Origin of the sequence: Paenirhodobacter sp. (genome assembly GCF_041916475.1) — a bacterium.
GTDB lineage: Bacteria > Pseudomonadota > Alphaproteobacteria > Rhodobacterales > Rhodobacteraceae > Rhodobacter.
In genome coordinates this window covers 1-13,837 of record NZ_JAYRZN010000039.1, presented here as the reverse complement: position 1 = coordinate 13,837, position 13,837 = coordinate 1, and the positions used below count along the sequence as shown (strand labels likewise).

Below are 13,837 nucleotides of genomic sequence, written 5' to 3'. Positions count from 1 at the left end.
GTCTGCTGCGTTCAGTCTACTGCGGCACGCGGCCGTTGAACACCGCCTCGGCGCGGGCGTGATCGCTGCCCTGCACATCCTGCACCTCGATCCGCACCTCGGAGCGCTTCGCGATGGCCAGCGCGGATCCCTTCGGTGCCTCCAGATACATCCGCTGGGTCGCGGTCTCGTCGGCGCGCACGGTCACCGTATCGCCCTCCTGCCCTTCGAGGCTCAGCACGAGCGGCGCCCCGCCATCCTCGGCATGGGCGACGATCCGGTAGGTGGTATCCGCACCATGTTTGTTGCGCAGGCGCAGCGTATAGATGTTGCGGATCGCACCATCGCCCTGCACCACATAGAGCGGATCGCGGTTCGGCGTCACGTTGAAGTCAATCGGCGAGCGCAGGAACAGCGCCGCGATCAGCCCGATCCCGATCCCCGCCCAGAGCGTGAAATACACGATCGTGCGCGGGCGGAAGATGTGCTTCCACACCGAGACCGGCTGCGCGCCCGCGCGCTCGCGGGTCTCGTCCTTCAGGGCGATATAGCCGATCAGGCCGCGCGGCTTGCCGACCTTGTCCATGATCTCGTTGCAGGCGTCGATGCACAGGCCGCAGGTGATGCATTCCAGCTGCTGGCCGTTGCGGATGTCGATCCCCATCGGGCAGACGTTGACGCAGGCCATGCAGTCGATGCAGTCGCCATGCCCCGCCACGCCGGGCTTGCCGCGGGGCTCGCCGCGCCATTCCCGGTAGGCGATGGTGATGGTGTCCTCGTCCATCATCGCCGCCTGAATCCGCGGCCAGGGGCAGGCATAGATGCAGATCTGCTCGCGCGCGAAGCCGCCGAAGGCGAAGGTCGTCGCGGTCAGGATCCCCATGGTGATATAGGCGACCGCCGGTGCCTGACCCGTCACCAGGTTTTTCAGCAGCGTCGGCGCATCGGCGAAATAGAACACCCAGGCGCCACCCGTCGCGAGGCCGATCAGCAGCCAGAGCGCCCATTTCAGCAGCCGCTTGCGGGTCTTCTCAAGGTTCCACTTCTGCCGCAGCAGGCGGATCCGGGCGTTGCGGTCCCCTTCCACCCAGCGTTCGACCAGGATGAACAGATCGGTCCAGACCGTCTGCGGGCAGGCATAGCCACACCAGACCCGCCCGGCCGCCGAGGTGAACAGGAACAACCCGAGCCCCGCCATGATCAGCAGCCCGGCCACGAAATAGAATTCATGCGGCCAGATTTCGATCATGAAGAAGAAGAAGCGCCGGTTCGCGAGATCGACCAGCACCGCCTGATCGGGCAGCGCCGGCCCGCGATCCCAGCGGATCCAGGGCAGCAGGTAATACACACCGAGCATGCCGGCCATGAGCACCCATTTCAGGCTGCGGAAATGCCCCTTCACCCGGCGCGGGAAAATCGGCTCGCGCGCGGAATAGAGGGGGGCGGGTTCGCTGGGGTCAGTCGAGCTCACGGCAGGTCTCCGTTGGCAGTTCCTGTAATGCTTTTGCTATCGCCGATTCGGAAAGGCTTTGACATGCGTCAAAAATGCAGATTTGTCTGACGCCCTGCCGTGGAATGAAAAAAGGGCGCCGAAGCGCCCCGTTCTGCGGGATTGGACCACCGGCGCCCCAGGAAACGCGCGAACAGGACGGGGCGCCGGTGCCGCCCATGGCGCCCGAAGGCGCCATGGGATCCGGGTTTACTGGCCACCACCGAGCGCATGGACGTAGGACGCCACTGCGCGGATCTGGGCCTCGCTCAGGCGCGGCTTCACGCCATCGGGCGCATAGCTCCAGGACGGCATCACGCCGAAGCGCGCATTCGTCACCGTTTCGGTCAGGGTATGGACGTCGCCGCCATAGAGCCAGATCGCATCGGTCAGGTTCGGCGCGCCCTGGGCGTGATCGCCGGTGCCGGCCTCGCCGTGGCACACGGCGCAGTTCTCGGCAAAGACGGTCGCCCCCGCGGGCTCGAGCGCCGCATCGAACTCCTGCCCCGAGATCTTGCGGACATGCGCCACCACTTCCGAGATCTGCTCCGGGGTCAGCAGCCCGTCCTTGCCGAAGGACGGCATCTGCGAGAAGCGCGCCTCCGGGTCTTCGGCATTGCGGATCCCGTGCTGCACGGTGGTGTAGATGTCCTCGATCGTGCCGCCCCAGAGCCAGTCGCTGTCGAGCAGGTTCGGGTAGCCCTTGTTGCCGCCCGCGCCCGCGCCATGGCACTGCGCGCACCAGGTACGGAATACGGCCGCACCGGCGTTGCGGGTATAGTCCACCAGCTCCGGATCGTTCTGGATCTGGCCCAGATCGGTCGCGACCAGCTTGTCCTCGATGGGCTTGTTGGCCGCGGCATAGCGGTCGATCTCGGCCTGCACATCGGCGCGCGTCGAGGATTTCAGAACCCCCGGCGTCGCCTCGCCCGAGAAGATCGGCCAGGCCGGATAGGCCACCGAATAGGCGACAGCGAACGCCACGCAGGCATAGAACGTCCACAGCCACCAGCGCGGCAGCGGATTGTTATACTCGGAAATGCCGTCCCACGAATGGCCCGTGGTCTCGACTTCCTTGCGGATCGTCGGTTTTTTGCTCATCTCCACGCCTCCTTACAACGTGGGGCCACGGGGGGCCGGTGCGGGCCGGTCCTCGTTGCGGAACGGGATACCCGCGATATCGCGGTGCACCCGGCCCGATCCGGGACGGAAGGCAAATACGACCGCGCCGACGAAGATGATCAGCAGGCCGAGCGCCGCCCAGCTGTCGGCGAATTCGCGAAAGATGTGATAGTTCATCGCATCCTCCTCAGCGGTTCGGAGCCGGCTGGAAGGTCGAGAAATCGACCATCGTGCCCAGCACCTGCAGATAGGAAATCAGCGCATCCATCTCGGTCAGCGCGGGCTGGCCATCGAAGTTGCGGATGTTTACCTTCTCGCCGTAGCGCGCCTTCAGCCCGTCGGTATCGGCATCCGGGTCGACCTGGGCCGCGAAATCGGCCTTCGCCGCCTTGATCATGTCCGAGGTATAGGGCACGCCCACCAGCTGGTCGGTCTTCAGCCGGTCGACGATATGCTCGGGCGAGATCATCCGGTGCTTCAGGAAGCCGTATTTCGGCATGATCGATTCCGGCACCACCGATTGCGGGTTGGTCAGGTGATCGACGTGCCAGGCATCCGAATAGCGGTTGCCGACGCGGGCGAGGTCGGGCCCCGTCCGCTTCGAGCCCCACTGGAACGGGTGGTCGTACATCGATTCCGCCGCGAGCGAATAGTGGCCATAGCGTTCCACTTCATCGCGCATCGGCCGGATCATCTGCGAATGGCAGACATAGCAGCCCTCGCGGATGTAGATATCGCGCCCGGTCAGCTCGAGGGGGGTGTAGGGGCGAACCCCTTCCACCTTTTCAATCGTGTTCTCCAGATAGAACAGCGGCGCGATTTCCACGATCCCGCCGATGGTCACGACGAGGAAGGAGAAGATCAGCAGCAGCGTGGCGTTCTTTTCAATGACGCCGTGCCGGTCAAGAAGTCCCATGGTCTCTCCTCCTCATTCCGCCGGAACCGCGACGCCGATCGGCGCCTGACGCGGCTGTTTCACGACGGTGGCCCAGAGGTTCCAGGCCATGATCAATGCCCCCGTGAGATACATCACGCCGCCAAGCGCCCGCACCACATACATCGGGTATTTCGCGGCCACGGTGTCGGCGAAGGCGTTCACGAGGAAGCCCTGGCTGTCCACTTCACGCCACATCAGGCCTTCCATGATCCCCGACACCCACATCGAGGCGGCGTAGAGCACGATGCCGATCGTCGCGAGCCAGAAGTGCCAGCTGACGGCGCGGATCGAATACAGCCCCTCCCGCTTCCACAGCCGCGGCGTCAGGAAGTAGAGCATGCCGAAGGTGATCATGCCGTTCCAGCCGAGCGCACCCGAATGCACGTGGCCGATGGTCCAGTCGGTGTAGTGGCTGAGCGAGTTCACCGCCTTGATCGACATCATCGGGCCTTCGAAGGTCGACATGCCGTAGAAGCCGATCGAGACCACCATCATCCGGATCACCGGGTCGGTGCGCAGCTTGTCCCACGCGCCCGAGAGCGTCATCAGGCCGTTGATCATGCCGCCCCAGGAGGGCATCCACAGGATGATCGAGAACACCATGCCCAGCGTCGAGGCCCAGTCGGGCAGCGCGGTATAGTGCAGGTGGTGCGGACCGGCCCAGATATAGAGGAAGATCAGCGCCCAGAAGTGCACGATCGAGAGCTTGTAGGAATAGACGGGGCGCTCAGCCTGCTTCGGAACGAAGTAGTACATCATGCCCAGGAAGCCCGCGGTGAGGAAGAAGCCCACGGCGTTGTGGCCGTACCACCACTGCGTCATCGCATCCTGCACGCCCGAGAACAGCTGCACCGATTTCGACCCGAAGAGCGACACCGGGATCGCCAGGTTGTTGACGATGTGCAGCATGGCGATGGTCACGATGAACGACAGGTAGAACCAGTTCGCCACATAGATGTGGGGTTCCTTGCGCTTGAAGATCGTGCCGAGGAAGGCCAGCAGATAGGCCACCCAGACGATCGTCAGCCACAGGTCGACGTACCATTCCGGCTCTGCGTATTCCTTGGATTGCGTCGCGCCCAGGATATAGCCCGAGGCCGCGAGCACGATGAACAGGTTGTAGCCCCAGAACACGAACCAGCCGAGCGCATCGCCGCCGAACAGCCGCGCCGCCGAGGTCCGCTGCACCACATAGAGCGAGGAGGCGATCAGGGCATTGCCGCCGAAGGCGAAGATCACCGCCGAGGTATGCAGGGGCCGCAGCTTGCCGAAGTTCAGATAGCCCTGCGCCCATTCGAAATTGAGCGACGGATAGGCCAGCTGGAAGGCGATGACGACCGCCACGAGGAAACCGACGATGCCCCAGAACACCGTTGCGATGACCCCGGCGCGGATCACGCCGTCAACATATTCGCTCTGCGATGGCTTCGGCTCGCCGACTCCCCGCAATACCCAGATGAACGCGATGGCAGCGGCCAACATGATCTGCAGTGCGTTCACCATGTACGGAAGATCGCGCGCGTAATTGGCTGCGATGGCGGCAAGCACCACCCCGAGGCCCAGCGCGAGCAATTTAAAATAATCCCACATGTGTGCGTCCCTTCGTCCTGTCTCCTCCTGCCCCGCGGATTCGGGCTCCCCGCGGACAGATTCCGAGACTTCAGCCGTTGTGGTCCGAGCATATGCCCGACACCTTGATCTGTATCAAACCCTTCACGAAGGGGTGAGCGCTTTCGTCGCATCCGCAGCATCCTTTTGTCGAAAGGATGATTTTTGGCCACGCCCCGGTTGATCCGTGTCAAAGTCCCCGCGCTTGCCGGGCGCTAGAATGGCAGCGCAAACAGGACGAAGGATCCGGAGGATACCATGGGCTACAAGACAATTCTGACAGTGGTCACCGACCTCGCCGCAGCGAAGGCGCAGCTGGACACGGCGATCGCCGTCGCCCGTCGTCAGGATGCGCATCTCGAAATCCTGTGCATGGGCGTCGACCGTACGCAAACCGGCTATTACTACGCAGGGGCCGCGGCCTTTGTGCAGCAAGAGGCGATCGACCGCGCCCAGCAGGAAGCGGCGGCGATCGAGCAATCGGTCAAGACGCGCATGGCGCTCGAGGATGTCCGCTGGTCGGCGGAGGCGCTGGTGGCGCAGATCGGCGTCGTGGGCACCGTGGTCGGCATGCGCTCGCGCTTCGCCGATCTGGTGATTTCCGGCCGCCCCTATGGCGAAGGCCGCGGCATCGAGATCGAGGCGGCGCTGGAAGCGGCCATGTTCGAAGGCGGGGTGCCGGTGCTGATCGTGCCCGATGGCTATGACGGCGCCGTGCCTGCGCGCCGCGTGGTCGTCGCCTGGAATCAGTCGAACGAATCGCTCGATGCGGTGCGCAAGGCGCTGCCGTTCCTGAAAGCGGCCGAGACCGTGGACATCACCGTGATCGACCCGCCCGCGCACGGGCCGGAGCGCTCGGACCCGGGCGGCCAGCTGAGCCAGTTCCTCTCGCGCCACGGTGTTCACGCCGAAGTTTCCGTGCTGGCCAAAACCATGCCGCGGATCTCCGACATTCTGAACCGCCATGTGCGCGACACCAACGCCGATCTGGTGGTGATGGGCGCCTATGGCCATTCGCGCTTCCGCGAGGCCATTCTGGGCGGCGCCACGCGCAACATGCTCGAAGTCGCCGACATCCCGGTGGTGATGGCGCATTGATGCGGCACGGCCCGGGGGAACCCGGGCCGCCCCACCGCGTTTCCCCTCCCGGCAAGGGAGGCGGAGATGAGCTACGTTCAGGGATTCGTTCTGGCGGTTCCGACGGACCGGAAGGAAGAATATATCGCGATGGCCCGCGCGGGCTGGCCCCTGTTTCGGGCCTACGGAGCGCTGGAAATGGCCGAGAACTGGGGCGAGGACGTGCCCGAGGGAAAGGTCACATCCTTCCCGATGGCGGTGAAGCGCGCGGATGGCGAGACGGTCGTGTTCAGCTGGATCATCTGGCCTGACAAGGCCAGCGCCGATGCCTGCGCGGCCTCGATGGGCACCGATCCGCGCTGGAACGACCTGCCCGACATGTGCTTCGACGGCAAACGGATGATCTGGGGCGGGTTCGTACCGGTCTACAGCGCCCGCGCCTAGTAGAGGCCGCCGTCGCTGTCGTCTCCGGCTTCGATCAGCAGCTGGTCGATGTCGGGGATGATGACGTGGCGCTTGCCTTCAAGCTCGATCACCCCGTCGCGCTTCAGTGCGGAGATCTGGCGCGACACGGTTTCGAGCGTGAGCCCGAGGTAATCCGCCATCGCCTCGCGGGTCAGCGGCAGATCGAAGCTCATGGTCCCCTTCGCCGCCCGCATCTTCACCGAGGCATCGCGCCGCGCGATGATCGAGAGCAGCGAGGCGATCTTCTCGCGCGCGGTCTTGCGCCCGAGGATCAGCATCCATTCCCGCGCCGCATCGAGCTCGTCGAGCGTCATCTGCAGCAGGCGCTGCGCGATATGGGGCGTGCGCTCCATCATCTCCTCGAAGGGCCGCCTGCGGAAACAGCACATCAGGATATCGGTGGTCGCGGTCACGTTATAGGCCGCCCGGCCCCGCCCCGGCCGCCCGACGAAATCCGACGGCAGCAGAAGGCCAACCATCTGCGTGCGGCCATCCTCCAACGTCTGGGTCAGGGTCGCGATCCCGGTGATGACCGAGGCCACGAAATCCATCTGGTCCCCGGCCCAGATCAGCGTCTGCCCGGCCTCGAAGCGCCGGTAGTACTTGATCTGCTCGAGCGCCTCCAGCTCGTCGGCCTCACACCGCGCACAAACAGCGCGATGCCGGATCGGGCAATCGCCGCAGGCCATTGTCACCGTGTGAGCGTCGTCATGCGCCATCGGTCAGTATCACTTGATTTGGGTCAATTTCTGTCGCGCGTCTTGTCCCTAAACATATGCATATGGAACAGGAATCGCAACTCGCCCGACTGGGTCTCTTTGATGCGCGCGTGCCGCGCTATACGAGCTACCCCACCGCTCCGCATTTCAGCGCGGCCGTGGGGCCTGCGGATTTTGCCGATTGGGTCGGGGCAATTCCGGCGGGCGCGTCCATTTCGCTCTATCTGCATGTGCCGTTCTGCCGCCGGCTGTGCTGGTTCTGCGCCTGCCGCACGCAGGGCACCCAGAGCGACGAGCCCGTCCGCGCCTATTCCGAAATCCTGCTTGAGGAGCTGCGGCTCCTGCAGGCCCGGCTCGCGCCCGGTGTGCGGCTCTCGCGGCTGCATTGGGGCGGCGGCACGCCGACGCTGATGCCCGCCGACATGATCCGGCGCGTGGCCGATGCCGTCTTCGACGCGGTTCCGATGGGCGATGGCGCAGAATTTTCCGTGGAGATCGACCCGAACGAGATCGATGCCGAGCGCATGAATGCGCTGGCGGCCGCGGGCATGACCCGCGCCTCGATCGGGGTGCAGGATTTCGACGCCCAGATCCAGAGCGTGATCGGCCGTGACCAGAGCTACGAAGTAACCCGCGCCGCCGTAGAGCTGATCCGCGAGCGCGGCATCACCAGCCTGAACGCCGATATCCTCTTCGGCCTGCCGCATCAAAGCCGCGAGAAAATCGCGCAATCGGTGCAGAAGCTGCTTTCGCTGAACCCGGACCGGGTCGCGCTCTATGGCTATGCGCATGTGCCGTGGATGGCGCGGCGGCAGGTGATGATCCCGTCGGACCACCTGCCCACCCCGCCCGAGCGGCTGCAGCTGTTCGAAACGGCGCGGGAGCTGTTCCTCGCCGATGGCTATAACGAAATCGGCATCGACCATTTCGCCCTGCCCGGCGATGGCCTGGCCCGGGCGCAGAAGGCGGGCCTCCTGCGGCGCAATTTCCAGGGCTATACCGATGATCAGGCGGATGTTCTGGTGGGCATCGGCGCCAGCGCGATCTCGCGCTTCCCGCAGGGCTATGCACAAAACGCCCCTGCCACCTCGGCGCATGTGGCCGCCATCCGCGACGGGCAGTTCTCCATCTCCCGCGGGCATGCCTTCAGCCCCGAGGACCGGCTGCGTGGCCGCCTGATCGAGGCGCTGATGTGCGATTTCCGGGTATCGCTGCGCGACATCTGCGCGCGCCAGAAGGCCGATCCGGCCGTGGTTCGCGCCCTGCTCGCCGATTGCGCGGCGCATTTCGGCGATATGGTTCAGCTGAGCGATGAGGGGCTGTCTATCCCCGAGCGCGCACGACCCCTGACCCGCATGATCGCGCGCCACTTCGACACTTACGACCTGTCAACGGCCGGGCACAGCTCCGCCATCTGAGCGCCCCGCCCCTTCGACGAAAGCGATCAGCCGCGGCAGGCACAGCTCCGATCCATAAGCCAGCGCCGTCTGCCGCGCGGCGGCGCGCAGGGGCGCGCAGGCGGCCGGGTCGGCCAGCGCCGCGATCATCTCGCGCGACCAGGCCGCGGTATCGAAGAAATCCACCAGCCGCCCGTTTTCGCCATGCCGCAGCACTTCGCGCACCGGGCCGGTATCGGAGCCGAGCACCATCGCCCCCATGCTCATCGCCTCGATCAGCGACCAGCTGAGCACAAACGGATAGGTCAGATAGGCATGCACCCGCCCGACCCGCAGCACCGCCATATAGGTCTCGTAAGGCACACGGCCGAGGAAATGCACCCGGCTCAGGTCCAGCCGGCCCTGCACCTCCTCCAGAAACCGCTGCTTCCAGCTGCCCTCCGGCGGCGCCGCGCCATAGCTCTGCCCCTCCGCACCGATGATCAGCACATGCGCCTGCGGGCGCGCGGCCAGAACCTCGGGCAGCGCCCGCATGAAGATGTGATAGCCGCGATAGGGCTCCAGCGTGCGGTTGACGAAGGTGATCACCTCATCGCCCGCGCGGAAGCTATGCCCCGCCAAGGTGACCTCCGCCGCCGGGTCCGGGCACAGCCGCGCGGTATCCACCCCGTCGTGGCAGACGGTGATCTTCGCGCGCAGCTCCGGCGGGAAGGTATCGGCCTGAAAGCGGGTCGGGCTCAGCGCCGCATCGGCGTGCACCATCGCCTGCACCAGATGCGCAGACCGCGCCACGGTGGAGACCCGCGCCTCCAGATCGTTCACGCCGAATTCCGCATCGAATCCGGTATCGAGCCCCTCCGTGCGGTACATCAGCTCCGCATAGACGAGGAGCCGCGCCTCCGGCCAGACTTCCTTCAGAAACAGCGTCTCACCCCAGCCGGAATGCCCGAAGATCACATCGGGCACGAAGCCGAGCCCGTCGCGCATCTGCCGGGCGGCGCGGGCGGCGCGGTAGCCCCGCGCACAGGCTTCGGCATACATCCGCCCCGCGCGCCGGTCCGGGCCGACCGGATCCGGATTGCGGTATTTCATCACCTTTACCGGCGAAGGCCGGTTGTTGTCTTCCGCCGTCAGCGCCAGAACCTCGTGGCCGCGGGCGGCCAGCGCCGGGGCAAGATGCAGGAACTGGCCGGGGAAATTCTGGTGGACGAACAGGATCCTCAAACGGCCTCCCCGAGCGCTGCCTTGATCAGGGCCCGGGTATACTCCGTCTGTGGTGAAGAAAAGATTTCCGCCGCCGTGCCCTGCTCCACCACATCGCCCTGGCGCATCACCAGAACCCGGTGCGCCAGCGCGCGCACCACGCGCAGGTCGTGGCTGATGAACAGATAGGCCAGCCCATGGCGGCGCTGCAGCATGCGCAGCAGCTCCACGATCTGTACCTGCACCGTCATGTCCAGTGCCGAGGTGGGCTCATCCAGCACCACCACCTTCGGCCGCAGGATCATCGCCCGCGCGATCGCGATCCGCTGCCGCTGCCCGCCCGAGAATTCATGCGGGTAGCGGGTCATCGCGGCCGGATCCAGGCCCACTTCCTGCATGATCTCGCGCACCATGTCCTGCCGGTTGCGGCCCGGCTCGACGCCATGCACGGTGAGGCCCTCGGCGATGATCTGCTCCACCGTCATCCGCGGGCTGAGCGAGCCGAACGGATCCTGGAACACGATCTGCATATCGCGGCGCAGGCGGCGCAGTTCGCGCGACTGCCAGCGCGAAATATCCTGCCCGGCATAGACGATCGGCCCCTCGCTCTCGATCAGCCGCATCAGCGCCAGCGCCAGCGTCGTCTTGCCCGAACCGGATTCGCCCACGATGCCCAGCGTCTCGCCCGCGCGCACTGCGGGCGACGCATCGTTCACCGCCTTCACATGGCCCACCACCCGGCGCAGCAGCCCGCGCTTGATCGGGAACCAGACCTTCAGATGATCCGCCCGCAGCAGCTCCGGCGCATCCGCCGCAATCGGATCCGCCCGCCCCTTCGGCTCGGCGGCGAGCAGCTTTTTCGTATAGGGGTGCTGCGGATCGGCGAAGATCTGCGCCGCCTCCCCCTGCTCCACGATCTCGCCGTTCTGCATCACGCAGACCCGGTCGGCGATGCGCCGCACCACACCCAGATCGTGGCTGATGAACAAAAGGCTCATGCCATGGGCGCGCTTCAGATCGGCCAGAAGCTCCAGGATCTGCGCCTGGATCGTCACGTCGAGCGCGGTGGTGGGCTCATCGGCGATCAGCAGCTCCGGCCCGTTCGCCAGCGCCATCGCGATCATCACCCGCTGTCGCTGCCCGCCCGAAAGCTGATGCGGATAATCCTGCAGCCGGCTTTCCGGGTCGCGGATCCCCACCTGCGTCAGCAGCTCCACGATCCGTGCCCGCGCCGCGGCCCCGCTCAGCCCCTGATGCAGCGCGAGGCTCTCGCCGATCTGCTTTTCCAGCGTGTGCAAAGGGTTCAGCGAGGTCATCGGCTCCTGGAAGATGAAGCTGATGTCATTGCCGCGCACCCGGCGCAGCTCGGGCTCGGGCGCGCCGATCATCTGCCGCCCATCATAGGTGACCGAGCCCTCCAGCACCGCATTCGGCCCGAGCAGCGCCACCGTGGAGAGCGCCGTCACCGATTTGCCGGAGCCGGATTCGCCCACCAGCGCCACCGTCTCCCCCTTCCGGATGGAGAAGCTCACCCCCTTCACCGCGGGCACCAGCGCGCCATCCGCCCGGAAGGAAATACGCAGGTTCTGGACCTCGAGGACGGCGCTCATCGGAAGACTTTCCTCGGGTCGAAAGCATCGCGCACGCCCTCGAAGATGAAGACGAGGAGCGAGAGCATGATCGAGAAGGTGAAAAACGCGGTGAAGGCGAGCCAGGGCGCCTGCAGGTTCTGCTTGCCCTGAAGCGCCAGCTCGCCCAGCGAGGGCGCCGAGGACGGCAGCCCGTAGCCCAGATAATCCAGCGAGGCGAGCGTGGAAATCGCCCCGGTGATGACGAAGGGCAGCATGGTCAGCGTGGCCACCATCGCATTGGGCAGGATGTGGCGGAACATGATCACCCGGTCCGCCACCCCGAGGGCCCGTGCCGCGCGGACATATTCGAAATTGCGCGCACGCAGGAATTCCGCCCGCACCACGCCGGTGAGGGCGGGCCAGCCGAACAGGATCACGATGAACACCAGAAGCCAGAAGCTGCGCCCCAGAATCGCGAACAGGATGATGATGACATAGAGCGAGGGCGTGGAGGACCAGATCTCCATCAACCGCTGCACGATGAGATCGGTGCGGCCGCCGAAATAGCCCTGTACGGCGCCCGCCGCGATGCCGATGGCCGAGGAGATGACCGTCACCACCAGCGCGAAGAACACCGAAATCCGGAAGCCGTAGATCACGCGGGCCAGCACGTCGCGGGCGGTATCGTCGGTGCCGAGCCAGTGCCGCGCATCGGGCGCCGAGGGTGCGGCGCCCACGTTGTTGATCGTGCGGTAGCTGTAGGGAATGGGCGGCCAGAGCAGCCAGCCCTTCTCGATGGCCGCGCCGCCGACCATGCCGGTGTCCTGCGCTTCCCGCTCGGTGGCCTCAGGGTCGTCCCAGCATTCCTCGCGGCCTCCGGTCACGATCAGGCATTCGACCGAAGGGTCCTTGTAAATCGCTTCGGTGCGGAAATCTCCGCCGAAGGTGGTCTCCGGGTAGAATTTGTAGACCGGGAAATACAGCCCGCCGCGATAGCTGACCACGATAGGCCGGTCATTCGCGATCAGCTCGGCGAAGAGCGAGAGCACGAACAGCACCGAGAACAGGATCAGCGACCAGAAGGCCCGGCGGTTCGCGCGGAAATTGCGCAGGCGGCGCGCGGCAAGCGGAGACATCAGCCAGCCCTCTTCTCGAAATCGATCCGCGGATCGACCAGCACATAGGTCAGGTCCGACAGGATCCCCACCACCAGCGAGATCAGCCCGAACACATAGAGCGTGCCGAAGATCACCGGATAATTGCGCTCCACTGCCGCCTGGAAGCCCAGCAGCCCGAGCCCGTCGAGCGAGAAGATCGTCTCCACGATGATCGACGATCCGAAGAAGACGCCGAGGAAAGTGGCCGGGAAGCCCGCGATCACGATCAGCATCGCGTTGCGGAACACATGGCCATAGAGCACGCGCCGCTCGGAAAGCCCCTTCGCCCGCGCGGTCATCACATATTGCTTGTTGATTTCATCGAGGAAGGAGTTCTTCGTCAGCAGCGTCATCGTGGCAAAGCCCGAGATCGTCATCGCGATCGTCGGCAAGGCGATGTGCCAGAGGTAATCCAGCGCCTTTGCCATGGTGGAGAGCTGCTCGAAATTGTCCGATGTCAGGCCGCGCAGCGGGAAGATCTTCCAGTAGGAGCCGCCCGCAAACAGCACCATCAGCATCACCGCGAACAGGAACCCCGGGATCGCATAGGCCACCACGATCACCCCGGAGGTCCAGGTATCGAAGGTGGAGCCATCGTTCACCGCCTTGCGGATGCCGAGCGGGATCGAGATCAGATAGGCCAGCAGCGTCGACCACAGCCCGAGCGAGATCGACACCGGCATCTTCTCCAGCACCAGGTCGATCACCGATTTGTTGTGAAAGAAGCTCTTGCCGAAATCGAAGGTCAGGTAATCCCCGATCATCTTGGTGAAGCGCTGCCAGGCCGGGATCTTCTCCTTCACGCAGGCGGGGTTCTTCAGGTCCGGGGTCACCCCTTCGGGGCAGGTGATCCGGGCAAAGCCCATCTGCACCTCCAGCTGCGCCAGCAGTTCGGGCGAAATCCCGCGGGCGCCCTGATAGCCGGTGTCCTCCACGCCGCCCGCGCCCTGTGCCCCGGCATCGCCGCCGCCCGAAATGTTGCGCAGCGAATCCGCCTCGCCCTGCACCCGGGCGACGATCTGTTCGATCGGGCCGCCGGGGACGAATTGCGTCAGCGTGAAATTGACCAGCATGATCCCGAACAATGTCGGAATAACCAGCATCAACCGCCTC

Annotated in this window: 13 protein-coding genes; 3 read left to right on the top strand and 10 right to left on the bottom strand. The window is 65.3% G+C overall.

The window, feature by feature from the left end; translation table 11 throughout:
• Positions 1-16 precede the first annotated feature (16 nt).
• From ccoG to ccoN, 5 genes are all read right to left on the bottom strand, one after another.
• Positions 17-1,450 carry a cytochrome c oxidase accessory protein CcoG gene (gene ccoG, locus ACOMG5_RS14645; protein ID WP_420344541.1) on the bottom strand — a complete coding sequence of 478 codons (1,434 nt, stop codon included), beginning with the start codon at positions 1,448-1,450 and terminating at the stop codon, positions 17-19.
• 228 nt (positions 1,451-1,678) lie between these two features.
• The gene (gene ccoP, locus ACOMG5_RS14640) at positions 1,679-2,569 is read right to left on the bottom strand and encodes a cytochrome-c oxidase, cbb3-type subunit III (protein ID WP_420344540.1); all 891 of its coding nucleotides are present in this window, start codon (positions 2,567-2,569) and stop codon (positions 1,679-1,681) included.
• Positions 2,570-2,581: 12 nt separating this feature from the next.
• Complete coding sequence (locus ACOMG5_RS14635; protein WP_420344539.1) at positions 2,582-2,767, bottom strand: cbb3-type cytochrome c oxidase subunit 3; 186 nt, start codon at positions 2,765-2,767, stop codon at positions 2,582-2,584.
• Positions 2,768-2,777: 10 nt separating this feature from the next.
• Positions 2,778-3,506, bottom strand: coding sequence for a cytochrome-c oxidase, cbb3-type subunit II (gene ccoO / locus ACOMG5_RS14630; RefSeq protein WP_420344538.1), 729 nt, complete (start codon positions 3,504-3,506; stop codon positions 2,778-2,780).
• Positions 3,507-3,518: 12 nt separating this feature from the next.
• Positions 3,519-5,117 carry a cytochrome-c oxidase, cbb3-type subunit I gene (gene ccoN, locus ACOMG5_RS14625; protein WP_420344537.1) on the bottom strand — a complete coding sequence of 533 codons (1,599 nt, stop codon included), beginning with the start codon at positions 5,115-5,117 and terminating at the stop codon, positions 3,519-3,521.
• Positions 5,118-5,393: 276 nt separating this feature from the next.
• Between ccoN and ACOMG5_RS14620 the strand changes: the two genes are divergently transcribed.
• Positions 5,394-6,233 carry a universal stress protein gene (locus ACOMG5_RS14620; protein ID WP_420344536.1) on the top strand — a complete coding sequence of 280 codons (840 nt, stop codon included), beginning with the start codon at positions 5,394-5,396 and terminating at the stop codon, positions 6,231-6,233.
• Between the two features lie 66 nt (positions 6,234-6,299).
• Positions 6,300-6,656: a DUF1428 domain-containing protein gene (locus ACOMG5_RS14615; protein WP_420344535.1), complete on the top strand. Its 357-nt coding sequence runs from the start codon at positions 6,300-6,302 to the stop codon at positions 6,654-6,656.
• Here ACOMG5_RS14615 and fnrL read toward each other — a convergent pair.
• Positions 6,653-7,396, bottom strand: a complete 744-nt coding sequence (gene fnrL / locus ACOMG5_RS14610) for a transcriptional regulator FnrL (RefSeq protein WP_420344534.1) — start codon at positions 7,394-7,396, stop codon at positions 6,653-6,655. The two genes, ACOMG5_RS14615 and fnrL, sit on opposite strands and share 4 nt — an antisense overlap.
• A 62-nt stretch (positions 7,397-7,458) precedes the next feature.
• Here fnrL and hemN point away from each other — a divergent pair, with 62 nt between their 5' ends.
• Positions 7,459-8,814, top strand: a complete 1,356-nt coding sequence (gene hemN, locus ACOMG5_RS14605) for an oxygen-independent coproporphyrinogen III oxidase (RefSeq protein WP_420344533.1) — start codon at positions 7,459-7,461, stop codon at positions 8,812-8,814.
• On the opposite strand, the gene ACOMG5_RS14600 is transcribed toward hemN, so the two are convergent.
• The 4 genes from ACOMG5_RS14600 to ACOMG5_RS14585 form a co-directional block, all read right to left on the bottom strand.
• Entirely contained in the window at positions 8,785-10,017 is a 1,233-nt protein-coding gene (locus ACOMG5_RS14600; RefSeq protein WP_420344532.1) for a glycosyltransferase, read from the bottom strand. The genes hemN and ACOMG5_RS14600 overlap by 30 nt on opposite strands.
• Complete coding sequence (locus ACOMG5_RS14595) at positions 10,014-11,606, bottom strand: ABC transporter ATP-binding protein (protein ID WP_420344531.1); 1,593 nt, start codon at positions 11,604-11,606, stop codon at positions 10,014-10,016. Before ACOMG5_RS14595 ends, ACOMG5_RS14600 begins: the two co-directional genes overlap by 4 nt.
• Complete coding sequence (locus tag ACOMG5_RS14590) at positions 11,603-12,703, bottom strand: ABC transporter permease (protein ID WP_420344530.1); 1,101 nt, start codon at positions 12,701-12,703, stop codon at positions 11,603-11,605. Before ACOMG5_RS14590 ends, ACOMG5_RS14595 begins: the two co-directional genes overlap by 4 nt.
• On the bottom strand, positions 12,703-13,837 hold a 1,135-nt coding region (locus tag ACOMG5_RS14585), incomplete at its 5' end, for a microcin C ABC transporter permease YejB (RefSeq protein WP_420344529.1). The genes ACOMG5_RS14590 and ACOMG5_RS14585, both read right to left, overlap by 1 nt.

What these genes read in the sequence shown, in the direction of transcription:
- ACOMG5_RS14590 (WP_420344530.1), bottom strand. Translation starts at nt 12,703, where the DNA reads ATGTCTCCGCTTGCCGCGCGCCGCCTGCGCAATTTCCGCGCGAACCGC.
- ACOMG5_RS14635 (WP_420344539.1), bottom strand. Translation starts at nt 2,767, where the DNA reads ATGAACTATCACATCTTTCGCGAATTCGCCGACAGCTGGGCGGCGCTC.
- ccoO (WP_420344538.1), bottom strand. Translation starts at nt 3,506, where the DNA reads ATGGGACTTCTTGACCGGCACGGCGTCATTGAAAAGAACGCCACGCTG.
- ACOMG5_RS14620 (WP_420344536.1), top strand. Translation starts at nt 5,394, where the DNA reads ATGGGCTACAAGACAATTCTGACAGTGGTCACCGACCTCGCCGCAGCG.
- ccoP (WP_420344540.1), bottom strand. Translation starts at nt 2,569, where the DNA reads ATGAGCAAAAAACCGACGATCCGCAAGGAAGTCGAGACCACGGGCCAT.
- ccoN (WP_420344537.1), bottom strand. Translation starts at nt 5,117, where the DNA reads ATGTGGGATTATTTTAAATTGCTCGCGCTGGGCCTCGGGGTGGTGCTT.
- ACOMG5_RS14615 (WP_420344535.1), top strand. Translation starts at nt 6,300, where the DNA reads ATGAGCTACGTTCAGGGATTCGTTCTGGCGGTTCCGACGGACCGGAAG.
- fnrL (WP_420344534.1), bottom strand. Translation starts at nt 7,396, where the DNA reads ATGGCGCATGACGACGCTCACACGGTGACAATGGCCTGCGGCGATTGC.
- hemN (WP_420344533.1), top strand. Translation starts at nt 7,459, where the DNA reads ATGGAACAGGAATCGCAACTCGCCCGACTGGGTCTCTTTGATGCGCGC.
- ACOMG5_RS14595 (WP_420344531.1), bottom strand. Translation starts at nt 11,606, where the DNA reads ATGAGCGCCGTCCTCGAGGTCCAGAACCTGCGTATTTCCTTCCGGGCG.